Below are 11808 nucleotides of genomic sequence, written 5' to 3'. Positions count from 1 at the left end.
GGTCACTATTGATGAGACAACCCATGCAGAATGAACCCTGGCAGATCAGTACTGAGATCGAGGTGACCATCCCGTTCCACGACGTGGACATGATGGCGGTTGCCTGGCACGGCCACTACTTTCGCTACATCGAGTTGGCCCGCTGTGCCCTGCTCGATCTCATCGATTACAACTACCCGCAGATGGAGGCCTCCGGCTACCTCTGGCCCATCATCGACACCCGGATGAAGTACCTGGCACCGCTGCGCTTCGGCCAGCGGGTGCGGGTGCGCGCCACCCTGACCGAGTACCAGAACCGCCTGAAGATCGACTACCTGCTGAGCGACGCCGTGAGCGGCACCCGCACCAGCAAGGGTTACAGCATCCAGGTGGCGGTGAGCAAGGCGAGCGGCGAGATGTGCCTGGCCTCGCCCCAGGTGCTGCTGGACAAGCTGGGGGTGAGCCAATGAACCGGCTGACAAGGCTGCTGCTGGCCGGTTTGATCCTGCTGCTGACATGGCCGCTGCAGGCGGCGCCCCTGAGCCGGGCCGAGGTGCAGCAGCTGCTCGCCCTGAGCCAAGCCAAGGAGGCCCGCTTCGAGCAGGAGAAGCAAGTGGCGGGGCTGAGCCAGCCGCTCAAGGCCTCCGGCGAGCTGCTGCTGGTGCGCGATCTGGGGCTCTGGTGGCAGCAGCAGAAGCCCTTCCCGCTGACCCTTGTCCTGACGCCGACGCGCATGGTGCAGCAGATGGCGGGCCAGCCTGCCACCGTCATCGACAACCCCCAGCTGCTGGAGTTCAGCCAGATGCTGCTGGCGCTGTTCGGCTCGGACGAGGCGACCCTGGGCCGTTACTTCAGCATCGACTTTCACAGCACGGAGGCGGGCTGGCAGCTGGTGCTGGTGCCGACCCTGGCGCCGCTCGACAAGGTGTTTGCCAGCCTGACCCTGAGCGGGCGGGGGCAGCTGGATCAGCTGCTTATCGCCGACAAGCAGGGTGACAGCACCCGCATCCGCTTCAGCGACTGGCGCGAGCGCCCCCTGCCATTGACCCCTGAGGAGCAGGCCCGCTTTGCTGTTCACTAGTATCCCGCTGCGCCAGCGAACCGCTCCCGCCGGGACGAGGAGAGCCCACCTTGCTGCACGCTGAAACCACCTGGCGCCGGCTCGGGACCCTCTGGATCTGGCTCTGTCTGCTGCTGGCAGCTCTGCTTGCCTGGCAGCTGCCCCACAGCCGCATCAACACCAGCCTGATGGATCTGCTGCCCCACGAGTCCCGCAGCGATCTGGACCCTGCCCTGCAGCAGGGTCTGTTGCAGCAGCTCGACCGCCAGCTGGTCTGGCTGCTGAGCCTGCCCGCCGGCCAGGACGGGCGCGCCGCCGCCACCTTCTGGGCGCAGCAGCTCGGCGAGCTGCCAGCCCTGTCCCGCATCAAGGGGTATCAGCCCGAGCTGGCCCCCGCCTGGCAGCGCTATCTGCACGAGCTGGCCTGGCAGCGGCTGGATCCGGCGAGCCGGGCCCGGCTTGCCGGGGGGGCCGAGGGGTGGAGTCAATGGGTGCTCGGCCAGATCTACTCCCCCTTTGGCGGCGTCTCCCGCGCCGAGTGGCAGAGCGACCCTCTGTTGCTGACCCGGGCCGGGGTGCTGGCCGAGGCCCGCGGCCCCATGCAGCTCAAGGAGGGCTGGCTGGTGAGCCGGGACAAGGCGGGGCGCGACTGGTACATGGTGCGCGCCGAGCTGGATCTCTCCGCCTTCGACATCCAGCGCAACCAGGCGCTGCTGAGCGAACTGGCCGGGGCCGAGCAGCGCCTCGCCGAGGCCTATCCTGGCGCCGAGCTGCTGCGCCGCGGCACCCTCTTCTACAGCCAGCACGCCAGCCAGCTGGCCCAGCAGGACATCTCCACCATAGGGCTGGGCTCCATGGTCGGGGTCATCCTGCTCATCTGGGGCGTGTTTCGCTCGCCCCGGGCGCTGCTGCTCTCCCTGCTGCCCATCGGCGTAGGGTTGATGTGGGGGCTCGGCACAGTGCTCATCCTGTTCGGCGAGATCCACCTCTTCACCCTGGTGATCAGCAGCAGCCTCATCGGTATCGCCATCGACTACGCCATCCACTTTCTGTGCGAGCGGCGGCTGCACGGCGACGACGAGACGCCGCACCAGACCCGGCTCAAGTTGCTGCCAAGCCTGTCGCTGGCGGTGCTGACCACCCTGATCGGCTATGGCCTGCTCTGGTTCGCTCCCTTCCCCGGCTTGCAGCAGCTGGCGGTGTGCGCGCTGGCTGGGTTGTTCAGCGCCTTCATCACGGTGCTCTGCCTGTTTCCGCGCTGGGCCGGCCCGCTGCCGACAAGGCCGCTTTGGGGCCAGCGCTGGTTGCAGGGCTGGCTGCTGGCCTGGCAGCAGCGCCCGCTGCTGCGCATCGGTCTGCCGCTCTGCTGCCTGCTGCTGGCGGCCCTCGGCATCAGCCGGTTGCAGGTGGATGACGACATCCGCCGGCTGCAGCCTCTGCCGGTGGCGTTGCAGGGGCAGGAGCAGCGGATCCAGGCCCTCACCGGTCAGCAGGGGGGCATGCAGGGCTTGCTGGTGACGGGGGCGGACGGCGAGCAGGCACTGCAACGGCTGGAGCGGCTCGATGGCCGGCTGGCCGAGCTGCAACAGCGCGGTGCGCTGCAGGCGTTCGTCTCGCTGGCCCACTGGCTGCCTTCGCTGGCACGCCAGCAGGAGGATGCCGCCGCCATCCGGGCCCTGTTGCCAGAGGTAGTGAGCCGGCTCAAGGCGGCCGGCCTGCCGCTGCAGCCGCCCGTGCGCGAGCCACACTGGCTGACCCCGGCCGCCTGGCTGGCCAGCCCGGTCAGCGAGGGGAGCCGCCTGTTGTGGCACGCCCTGGCGGATGGCCGTGTTGCCATCTGGGTGCCGCTGGTGGGGGTGACGGACGAGAGTGCCCTGACAGCGCTGGCGGCGGCCGAGTCAGGGGTCTACTGGCAGGATCAGCGCAGCCAGTGGAGCCAGCTGTTCGCCCACTACCGCATCAAGCTGGCGGAGCTGCTGTCGGTGGCCATCGCGCTGGTGGCCCTGCTGCTGTGGCGGCGGATGGGGGCGGCGCGAGCGGCCCGGGTGCTGCTGGTCAACCTGATTGCGCTGGCCATGGGGCTGGCGCTGCTCGCCGCCTGCGGCCAGCCGCTCACCCTGTTCGGAGTGCTGGCGCTCAGCCTCATCTTCGGCATCGGCATCGACTACGGCCTCTTCTTCGCCCACAGCGGGAACGGGGTGGCGCGCCAGAGTTCCACCCTGCTTGCCATCCTGCTGGCCAACCTCACCACCCAGCTGGCCTTCGGTCTGCTGGCGCTGAGTCACACCCCCGCCATCGCGGGCTTTGGTCTGGTGCTGAGCGGCGGTATCTTTACCGCCTTCCTGCTCTCGCCCCTGGTACTGGACCGGGGTCGACCGCAGTTGCCGGGGCCACATGGCCGGGAGCCAACCTCATCATGAAAGCCTTGTTCGTGTTCGTCGTCCTGCTGCTGACTGGTTGCAGCAGCCAGCCGACCCCCACCGCCTATCTCGACAAGGGGACCGTCATGACGCTGCCGGCCCCCGTGCTGGCCGCCCCCTTCTATCGCCAGCAACTGCTGACCGCCAGCGTGGGGGGGAGCAACCACCAGCTGATGACGGTGCTGGAGGCGGACGGCCACCAGCTGACCCTGGTGGGGCTGACCCCGAGCGGGGTACGGCTGTTTCTGGTGCGCTATGACCAGCAGGGCATCGAGACCCGCCAGCTCAGCCCGCTGCTCACCAGCGGCATGCCACCGGTGAGCCAGGTGCTGGCGGATGTGATGCTCTGCTACTGGCCGCTGGCCAGCTGGCAACCGCAACTTCCGCCGGGCTGGACACTGCGTGACGAGGGGCTGCTGCGCCGGCTGCGCGCCCCCGATGGCACCCTGGTCACCGAGATCCGCTATCGCGACGCCGACGGCGTGCGCGAGCCGGTCGGCCTGCAGCAACACGTGTTCAACTACCGCCTGCAACTGGAGACCCTGAGCCAATGAGCTGTTATATCGCCGCCTATGGCCTCGTTTCGGCACTGGGGACGGGGCGTGATGCCAGCGCCGAGGCGCTGCTGGTCTGGCAGAGAGAGGGCATCAGCCCGCGGGATCGCCACCGGGCGCCGCTGCTGGATGGTCGGCTGACCCCGGTCGGGCGGGTGGAGGGGGAGTTGCCGGCCATACCAGCGGCGCTGGCCCCCTACGCCTCGCGCAACAACCAGTTGCTGCTGGCGGCGCTGGCCCAGATCCGGCCTGCCCTCGATGAGGCGCTAGCCACCTTTGGCTGCGACCGTGTCGGCTTGGTGCTAGGCACCAGCACCGCCGGGATCGGAGAGGCCGAGCTGGCGGTGGCCGCTGCCCGGCGCGGAGAGGCCGTGCCCCCCGAGTTTGACTATCGTCAGCAGGAGCTGGGCTCACCGTCGGAATTTCTGGCCCGCCACCTCGGCCTGACCGGGCCGGCCTGGACGATTTCCACCGCCTGCTCCTCCAGCGCGCGCGCCTTCATCAGCGGCCAGCGGCTGCTGGCGGCCGGACTGGCAGACGCCGTGCTGGTGGGCGGTGCCGACAGCCTGTGCGGGCTCACCCTCAACGGCTTTGACAGCCTGGAGTCCCTCAGCTGTGCGCGCTGCCAGCCGTTCGATGAGGCGCGCCAGGGGATCAACATCGGCGAGGGGGCGGCGCTGTTTCTGTTGAGCCGCACGCCTGCGCCGCTGGCCCTGCTGGGGGTGGGGGAGTCCTCCGATGCCTGGCACATCTCGGCGCCCCATCCAGACGGTATCGGCGCCGAGGCGGCCATGCGCATGGCACTGGCCCAGGCGGGCCTGACGCCGGCGCAGGTGGGGTACGTCAACCTGCACGGCACCGCCACCCGCCTCAACGACGCCATGGAGAGCCAGGCGGTGCACCGGCTGTTTGGTGCCGAGGTGCCCTGCAGCTCCACCAAGCCGCTCACCGGTCACACCCTGGGGGCGGCGGGAGCCATCGAGGCCGCGTTCGCCTGCCTGCTGCTGGAGCGCGCGCTGCCGCTGCCGCCCCAGCGGGTGACCACGGCGGATCCGGCGCTGGCCCCCATCCGGCTGGTGAGCGGCGAGGTGCCACTGGCGGCGCCCCGGGTGCTCTCCAACTCCTTTGCCTTCGGTGGCAACAATGTCAGCCTGCTGTTTGGGAGCGTTCACCATGAATGAGTCAGGTTCACTGCCCGCCATCGAGACCCTGCTGCCCCACCAGGCCCCCATGCTGCTGCTGGACCGGCTCTGCGCGGCGGATGCCCAGCAGGCGCGCTGCGAGACCCGCATCGGTGCCCGCCATGCGCTGTTGCTGGATGGTGAGGGCAATCTGCCCGGCTGGGTCGGCATCGAGCTGATGGCCCAGACCATCGCTGCCTGGGCCGGCATGCAGGGTCGCCTGCGCGGCGAGCCAGTGCGCATCGGCATGCTGCTCGGCAGTCGCAAGTATCGCTGCCTGCGTCCCGTCTTCGCGGCCGGCAGCCTGCTCACCATAGAGGCGTGCTGCCTGTTGCAAGACGGCGGCATGGCCAGTTTTGATTGCCGGATCCTGCTGGAGGGGGAGGAGTGTGCCCAGGCGCGGCTCTCCACCTATCAGCCGAGCCCCGGCGAATTGTCCGATTTGTTAGCCTGAGGAAGCTTCATGATCTCTAGCGTATTGGTCACGGGCGCCAGCAAGGGGATAGGCCGCGCCATCGCCCTCAAGCTGGCGGCCGACGGTTTTTCCATCGTGGTGCACTACCACAGCGATCGGGCCGGCGCCGAAGCCACCCTGGCCAGCCTGCAGGCGGCCGGCGGGCAGGGGCGTCTGCTCCAGTTCGACATCGCCGATCGCGAGGGGTGCCGCGCGCGGTTGGAGGCCGACATGGCCGAGCATGGCGCCTATTACGGCGTGGTCTGCAACGCCGGCATCATCCGTGACGGCGCCTTTCCCGCCCTCACCGACGAGGAGTGGGACGGGGTGCTGCACACCAACCTGGACGGCTTCTACAACCTGCTCAAGCCCTGCATCATGCCGATGATCGGCCTGCGCCGGGGCGGGCGCATCGTGACCATCTCCTCGGTGTCCGGGCTGATGGGCAACCGGGGCCAGGTCAACTACAGCGCCGCCAAGGCGGGCATCATGGGGGCCACCAAGGCACTGGCCCTCGAGCTTGCCAAGCGCAAGATCACCGTCAACTGCGTGGCCCCCGGCCTCATCGACACCGGCATGGTGGACGAGGAGGTGAAGGCGGAGGCGATGAAGATCATTCCGCTCAAGCGGATGGGGCAGGCTGACGAGGTGGCCGGTCTGGTCTCCTATCTGATGTCCGACATCGCCGGCTATGTCACGCGCCAGGTCATCTCCATCAACGGAGGCATGGTATGAAGCGAGTCGTAGTCACCGGCATGGCCGGGGTGACCGCCTTCGGGCAGGATTGGCCGAGCGTGCGGGCCCGCCTGCAGGCGGGGCGCAATGCGGTGGTGAACATGCCGGAGTGGGCCATCTACGACGGTCTCAACACCCGGCTGGCGGCCCCCATTCCGGACTTCACGCTGCCGGCCCACTATCCGCGCAAGAAGACCCGCGCCATGGGGCGGGTCTCGGCACTGGCCACCGTCGCCACCGAGCTGGCGCTGGCGCAGGCGGGATTGCTGGACAACCCGGTGCTCACCGACGGGCGCACCGGCATCGCCTACGGCTCCTCCACCGGCAGCACGGACCCCATCCGCGCCTTCGGGGTCATGCTCAACGACAAGAGCACCGCCAGCATCACGGCCACCACCTATGTGCAGATGATGCCGCACACGGCGGCGGTCAACACAGGGCTGTTCTTCGGCCTGCGCGGGCGGGTCATTCCCACCTCCAGCGCCTGTACCTCCGGCAGCCAGGGCATCGGCTACGCCTTTGAGGCGATCAAGCACGGCTACCAGACCCTGATGGTGGCTGGCGGGGCGGAGGAGCTCTGCCCGTCGGAGGCCGTGGTATTCGATACCCTGTTTGCCACCAGCCAGATGAACGACAACCCGGAGCTGGCGCCGCGTCCGTTTGACCGACAGCGGGACGGACTGGTGATAGGCGAGGGGGCCGGCACCCTGGTGCTGGAGGAGCTGGAACATGCGCAGGCGCGCGGTGCCACCATCCTCGCCGAGCTGGTGGGCTTTGCCACCAACTGCGATGCCGCCCACGTGACCCAGCCCCAGCAGGAGACCATGCAGCTCTGCATGGAGATGGCGCTGGCCCAGGCCGGGCTCCAGCCTGAGGATATCGGCTATATCAGCGCCCACGGCACCGCCACCGAGCGCGGCGACATCGCCGAGAGTCACGCCACCGCCGCCATCTTCGGCGACCGCACCCCCATCTCGTCCCTCAAGAGCTACTTCGGTCATACCCTGGGGGCCTGCGGCGCCATCGAGGCCTGGCTGGCGCTGGAGATGATGCAGGAGGGGTGGTTTGCCCCCACCATCAACCTGACCGAGCCGGATCCTGCCTGCGCTCCGCTCGATCACGTGGTGGGCAGCGGTCGCACGCTGGCGGTGGAGTACCTGATGTCCAACAACTTCGCCTTCGGCGGCATCAACACCTCCCTCATCTTCAAGCGCTGGTCCTGAGTGTCGGTGCCCTGCCAGGCAGGGCGCCGGTACAGGCTGGGTTTAGCCTTGATGAATTAATATGCCCCCCGTTTTTTTTCGGGAGGCATCATGTCTGTGTTATCTGCTTTTTCTTTTTCCGCCAAGCGTCTGCGCGTCATTCAGAGCGTACTGTTATCCACCTTGTTGTGGGCGTTGGCCGCCCCGGCCATGGCCGATGATGAATTTCGGCTGGGCAAGACCATTTTGCTCGGGGTCGGCGATCATCCCGCCATCATTCCCATGCTCGCCTGCCGGCCGACCAAATCCATCATGGTCAAGGCTGGGCGGGAATTAACCCTGGAGCGGGTCAAGGTGTTTTATGGCAATGATCGCAGCAAGACCCTCTATTTCGGCAAGGAGCTGAGAGAGGATCAGGAGTCGGAGTGGAAATCCCTCGGCAGCCGGCTCTGCATCAAGCGGATCGAGGTATACGGCAATTCGGAAGGGAGTCGGGCCGGGGTCAAGGTGTACGGCCGCAAATAAACGCTGGACGGGGGTTCAAATCCCCCGTCCAGTCAGCCCTTATTTCTTCGGACGGAACGGCTTGATGACAGCCTCGTCGCACTCGAGATAGGGGCCTTCCATCAGATCGATGCAGTAGGGGATGGCGGGGAAGACCGCATCCAGACATTCGCGGATGGACTTGGGCTTGCCCGGCAGGTTGACGATGAGCGAGCTGCCGCGCAGACCGGCGGTCTGGCGCGACAGGATGGCGGTCGGCACGAACTTGAGGGATTCGGCCCGCATCAGCTCGCCAAAGCCCGGCATCATGCGATCGCACACCGCCTCGGTCGCCTCCGGGGTGACGTCCCGTTTGGCCGGCCCGGTGCCACCTGTGGTGACGATGAGGCTGCACCGCTCCTGGTCCGCCAGCCGGATCAGGGTTGCCTCGATCTGCTCCTGCTCGTCGGGGATCACCTCATAAAGGGGTTCCCATTCCGAGGTCAGATAGGCGTTCAGGGTGTCGATGATGGCCTTGCCGGAGAGATCTTCGTAGATGCCCGCACTGGCGCGATCGCTGACGGTGACGATACCGATTCTTGCCTTGCTCATGGTCTGCTCTTGGTTGCCGCGATAAAGTGGCAAATAAAATAACATAATCAGCAAGATATGTTAAACCAGCCAGATCGCGGCGCGAAGGCGAGCGTCAAATGGCAAACTATATTGGCCGCTTCCTTTCAATAAGACATAACATCGGCATATTGCCGTGCCAAAAATGTATAAACGAACCCGCCATCGATATTCAGGAATAATCGCTTGATCCATAACGAATAACCGGGTCGGGTTTTCGCTGCGTCGTCATCTTTTGGCGCAGCTGGAGGGGAAAGCCGGTCTCATGGATTGAACCGCAGCGGGGTTCGGCTTATATAACACCTGAAGCGATTGGTGAAAATATGAACCGATTGTTGTTGTTTGAGTATCACCATGCAGCGGCTGGCCGCGGGAGGGCATATGGAGTTGCCTGATTTTGATACCTTGAAACGGCTGGCGGTGGCGGAGCCCGAGCGGCTCGATGAGTTGCTTCAGCAAGAGATAGAAGGGCTGATAGACAGGGTCAGTCCGCAGCAGCAAATGCGCCTGCGCGGCCTGCAATTTCGCATCGACTGTCAGCGCCAGCTGGCCAAGAACAACATGGACAGCTGCATCCGGATTGCCGCCATGATGCACGACTCCTTTTATTCCATGCGCTGTGAAATGGTTCAGCTCAATAATCCTGATTATGTCGAGCCGCTACCGGAATATAAAGAGAACAATATCCTCTATTTCAGCGATTATTATCGCAAGAAAAAATAATATTATTTCGGGTGAGTTACTTTAATATATTCCCATTATTGTTGGTGGTTTCCGGGTGAAGCTATCTGACTGGCGTTGAACAGTTTGGCGTGATTTGTAATCTATTTGATGTATTTTTGTGTCGCTTTTTATTTTATTTGAGTTTGTTTATTGGCGTGATATGTGTAGATGAACGGCGCCGATAGTTAGGCTAACATGGCGACACTTTTTTAATTTGCTACGACTCGAAGGGATTATGAGAAGTATCACACCAAGGCGGGTGCTGTCGCGGGAGCAGCAGACGGAGATCACCCGGATCATCGTCAAGGTGGGCCAGATGCTGGCCCAGTTCGGCGCCGAGAGTCGCATCATAGAGCAGACCACGGTCCGGCTCGGCATGGCGCTCGGGCTGGAGAGCGTCGAGATGGCCATTTCCTCCAGTGCCATCGTGCTCACCAGCCTCTATCAGGGCAGTTGCGTCACCACCACCCGGCGGGTGCGCGAGCACGGCATCAACATGCAGGTGGTGTGCGAGATCCAGCGTATCTGCATCATGGCGGAGAAGGATCTGATCGGCGCGCGGGAAGTGCGTCAGCGCCTGGAGGCCATAGTACCGTTCCACTATCACCCCTGGCTGGTGGTGCCCATGGTGGGGCTCTCCTGCGGTGCCTTCAGTCTGCTGTTTGGCGGTGACTGGCCCATCTTCCTGGTGACCTGCTTCTCGGCTTCGGTCGCCATGCGGGCGCGCCAGCTGATGGCGCGTCATCACCACAGCCCCCTCATCAATTTTGCCACCACCGGCTTTATCGCCACCCTGCTCGCCTCCAGCGCGACCTTCTTCAACTGGGGGGCCCAGCCCTATCTCGCCATGGCGGCCAGCGTACTGCTGCTGGTGCCGGGCTTTCCGCTCATCAATGCGGTCTCCGACATGGTGAAGGGTTACTTCAACATGGGGCTGGCCCGCTGGGGCACGGCGACCCTGCTCACCATCAGCGCAGCGATAGGGATTATTCTCGCCATGTCGGTGACCGGTATCTGGGGGTGGAAGGTATGAAGATCTTTGACGCTGTATCGACCCTGTTGAGCGGGGTAAACCGGCTATCCATCAGCGCGCGGAACCATATCGGCATCATCCTCGCCATGTTGGTGACCGGCATCTGGGGGTGGAAGGTATGAAGAGCTTTGACGTTGTATCGACTCTGTTGCTCGGGGCAAACCGGCTATCCATCAGCGCGCGGAACCATATCGGGATCATTCTCGCCATGTCGGTGACCGGTATCTGGGGGTGGAAGGTATGAAGATCTTTGACGCTGTATCGACCCTGTTGATCGGGGCAAACCGGTTATCCATCAGCGCACGGAACCATATCGGGATTATTCTCGCCATCTCGGTGACAGGAAGCTGGGGGAGGGAGCCATGATGGATCTGCTCTGGCTGCTGGCCAAGGACGCCTTCTGGTCGGCCATTCCGGCGGTGGGCTTTGCCATGTTGTTCAACGTGCCACCACGGATGTTGAAGTACTGCGCCATGGGCGGCGCCCTGGCTCACAGCCTGCGCACCCTGCTCATTCACCATGGCATGCCCATCGAGTGGGCCACCCTGGCGGCGGCGACCACGGTCGGTTTTGTCTGCGTCTACTGGTCGCGCCGGCTGCTGGCGCCGCGCCCTGTGTTCAGCGTCGCCTCCATCATCCCCATGATCCCGGGCAGCTACGCCTTCAAGGCGATGATCGCCGTGGTGGAGCTCAATATCTCCGGGGTGACCATGGAGCTTATCCAGAGCGCGGTGGAAAACGGGCTCAAGGCGTTGTTTATCGTGGGGGCCCTGAGTTTCGGTTTGGCGATCCCCTCTCTGGTCGTGTACCGTAATCGCCCCATTATCTGACAGACGGTGCGAGAGGTTGACCCCATGATGATTTCCATGATTGCCGCCATGGCCCACGATCGGGTGATCGGCCTGGACAACCAGATGCCCTGGCACCTGCCGGCGGATCTGGCCCACTTCAAGCGGGTGACCCTGGGCAAGCCGGTGCTGATGGGGCGCAAGACCTTTGAATCCATCGGGCGGCCGCTGCCTGGCCGCCGCAATATGGTGATCAGCCGCAACCCCGACTACCGGGCTGACGGCGTGGAGGTCATCGACTCGGTGGACGCGGCGCTGGCGCTGCTGGCCGGCAGCGATGTTACCGAGCTGATGGTGATCGGGGGCGGTCATCTCTACGGCCAGCTGCTGCCACGGGCCGACAGACTCTATCTGACCCGCATCGATCTGGCGGTGGAGGGGGATACCCGTTTCCCGGCCTTCGACGAGGGCGACTGGTCGTGCATCGAGCGCGAGTCACATCAGCCCGACGAGAAGAACCCCCACCCCTACCGTTTCGAGACCTGGCAGCGGCGCTGACGGCTGGC

At 65.0% G+C, this 11808-nt stretch carries 15 protein-coding genes; 14 read left to right on the top strand and 1 reads right to left on the bottom strand.

Going from position 1 to position 11808, the window contains the following annotated elements:
- Window positions 1–23 precede the first annotated feature (23 nt).
- The 9 genes from AB5Y94_RS09050 to AB5Y94_RS09010 all read left to right on the top strand — a co-directional run bounded on the left by AB5Y94_RS09050 (window position 24) and on the right by AB5Y94_RS09010 (window position 8110).
- Window positions 24–449: a thioesterase family protein gene (locus AB5Y94_RS09050; RefSeq protein WP_117402386.1), complete on the top strand. Its 426-nt coding sequence runs from the start codon at window positions 24–26 to the stop codon at window positions 447–449.
- Window positions 446–1060 (top strand): outer membrane lipoprotein carrier protein LolA, encoded by a 615-nt coding sequence (locus tag AB5Y94_RS09045; RefSeq protein WP_368205372.1) that lies wholly within the window; start codon window positions 446–448, stop codon window positions 1058–1060. Before AB5Y94_RS09050 ends, AB5Y94_RS09045 begins: the two co-directional genes overlap by 4 nt.
- 50 nt (window positions 1061–1110) lie before the next feature.
- Window positions 1111–3459 carry an MMPL family transporter gene (locus tag AB5Y94_RS09040; protein ID WP_368205371.1) on the top strand — a complete coding sequence of 783 codons (2349 nt, stop codon included), beginning with the start codon at window positions 1111–1113 and terminating at the stop codon, window positions 3457–3459.
- Window positions 3456–4013: a DUF3261 domain-containing protein gene (locus AB5Y94_RS09035; protein ID WP_019839477.1), complete on the top strand. Its 558-nt coding sequence runs from the start codon at window positions 3456–3458 to the stop codon at window positions 4011–4013. The genes AB5Y94_RS09040 and AB5Y94_RS09035 overlap by 4 nt, the downstream gene beginning before the upstream one ends.
- Window positions 4010–5194 (top strand): beta-ketoacyl-[acyl-carrier-protein] synthase family protein, encoded by a 1185-nt coding sequence (locus tag AB5Y94_RS09030; protein WP_368205370.1) that lies wholly within the window; start codon window positions 4010–4012, stop codon window positions 5192–5194. The genes AB5Y94_RS09035 and AB5Y94_RS09030 overlap by 4 nt, the downstream gene beginning before the upstream one ends.
- Entirely contained in the window at window positions 5187–5648 is a 462-nt protein-coding gene (locus tag AB5Y94_RS09025) for a hotdog family protein (protein ID WP_208201333.1), read from the top strand. The genes AB5Y94_RS09030 and AB5Y94_RS09025 overlap by 8 nt, the downstream gene beginning before the upstream one ends.
- Window positions 5649–5657: 9 nt before the next feature.
- Window positions 5658–6383: a 3-ketoacyl-ACP reductase FabG2 gene (locus AB5Y94_RS09020; RefSeq protein ID WP_010633053.1), complete on the top strand. Its 726-nt coding sequence runs from the start codon at window positions 5658–5660 to the stop codon at window positions 6381–6383.
- The gene (locus AB5Y94_RS09015) at window positions 6380–7606 is read left to right on the top strand and encodes a beta-ketoacyl-ACP synthase (protein ID WP_005297952.1); all 1227 of its coding nucleotides are present in this window, start codon (window positions 6380–6382) and stop codon (window positions 7604–7606) included. Before AB5Y94_RS09020 ends, AB5Y94_RS09015 begins: the two co-directional genes overlap by 4 nt.
- Window positions 7607–7771: 165 nt before the next feature.
- Window positions 7772–8110, top strand: coding sequence for a DUF2541 family protein (locus tag AB5Y94_RS09010; protein ID WP_017781065.1), 339 nt, complete (start codon window positions 7772–7774; stop codon window positions 8108–8110).
- Between the two features lie 39 nt (window positions 8111–8149).
- On the opposite strand, the gene mog is transcribed toward AB5Y94_RS09010, so the two are convergent.
- On the bottom strand, window positions 8150–8680 hold the full coding sequence (gene mog, locus AB5Y94_RS09005; RefSeq protein ID WP_017766389.1) for a molybdopterin adenylyltransferase: 531 nt from the start codon (window positions 8678–8680) through the stop codon (window positions 8150–8152).
- A gap of 399 nt (window positions 8681–9079) precedes the next feature.
- Here mog and AB5Y94_RS09000 point away from each other — a divergent pair, with 399 nt between their 5' ends.
- The 5 genes from AB5Y94_RS09000 to folA all read left to right on the top strand — a co-directional run bounded on the left by AB5Y94_RS09000 (window position 9080) and on the right by folA (window position 11800).
- Window positions 9080–9421, top strand: a complete 342-nt coding sequence (locus tag AB5Y94_RS09000; protein ID WP_005297955.1) for a DUF3135 domain-containing protein — start codon at window positions 9080–9082, stop codon at window positions 9419–9421.
- A gap of 235 nt (window positions 9422–9656) precedes the next feature.
- Complete coding sequence (locus tag AB5Y94_RS08995; protein ID WP_005297956.1) at window positions 9657–10454, top strand: threonine/serine exporter family protein; 798 nt, start codon at window positions 9657–9659, stop codon at window positions 10452–10454.
- Window positions 10451–10576 carry a hypothetical protein gene (locus AB5Y94_RS08990; protein ID WP_368205369.1) on the top strand — a complete coding sequence of 42 codons (126 nt, stop codon included), beginning with the start codon at window positions 10451–10453 and terminating at the stop codon, window positions 10574–10576. The genes AB5Y94_RS08995 and AB5Y94_RS08990 overlap by 4 nt, the downstream gene beginning before the upstream one ends.
- Window positions 10577–10816: 240 nt before the next feature.
- Window positions 10817–11284, top strand: a complete 468-nt coding sequence (locus tag AB5Y94_RS08985; RefSeq protein WP_005297957.1) for a threonine/serine exporter family protein — start codon at window positions 10817–10819, stop codon at window positions 11282–11284.
- Between the two features lie 24 nt (window positions 11285–11308).
- Window positions 11309–11800 carry a type 3 dihydrofolate reductase gene (gene folA, locus AB5Y94_RS08980; protein ID WP_368205368.1) on the top strand — a complete coding sequence of 164 codons (492 nt, stop codon included), beginning with the start codon at window positions 11309–11311 and terminating at the stop codon, window positions 11798–11800.
- Window positions 11801–11808 lie beyond the last annotated feature (8 nt).

It is taken from the genome of Aeromonas sp. s5 (genome assembly GCF_040907865.1).
Taxonomy (GTDB): Bacteria; Pseudomonadota; Gammaproteobacteria; order Enterobacterales; family Aeromonadaceae; genus Aeromonas; species Aeromonas dhakensis.
Note: the sequence above shows the minus strand (reverse complement) of the source record. Positions and strands in the feature narration are given on the sequence as shown.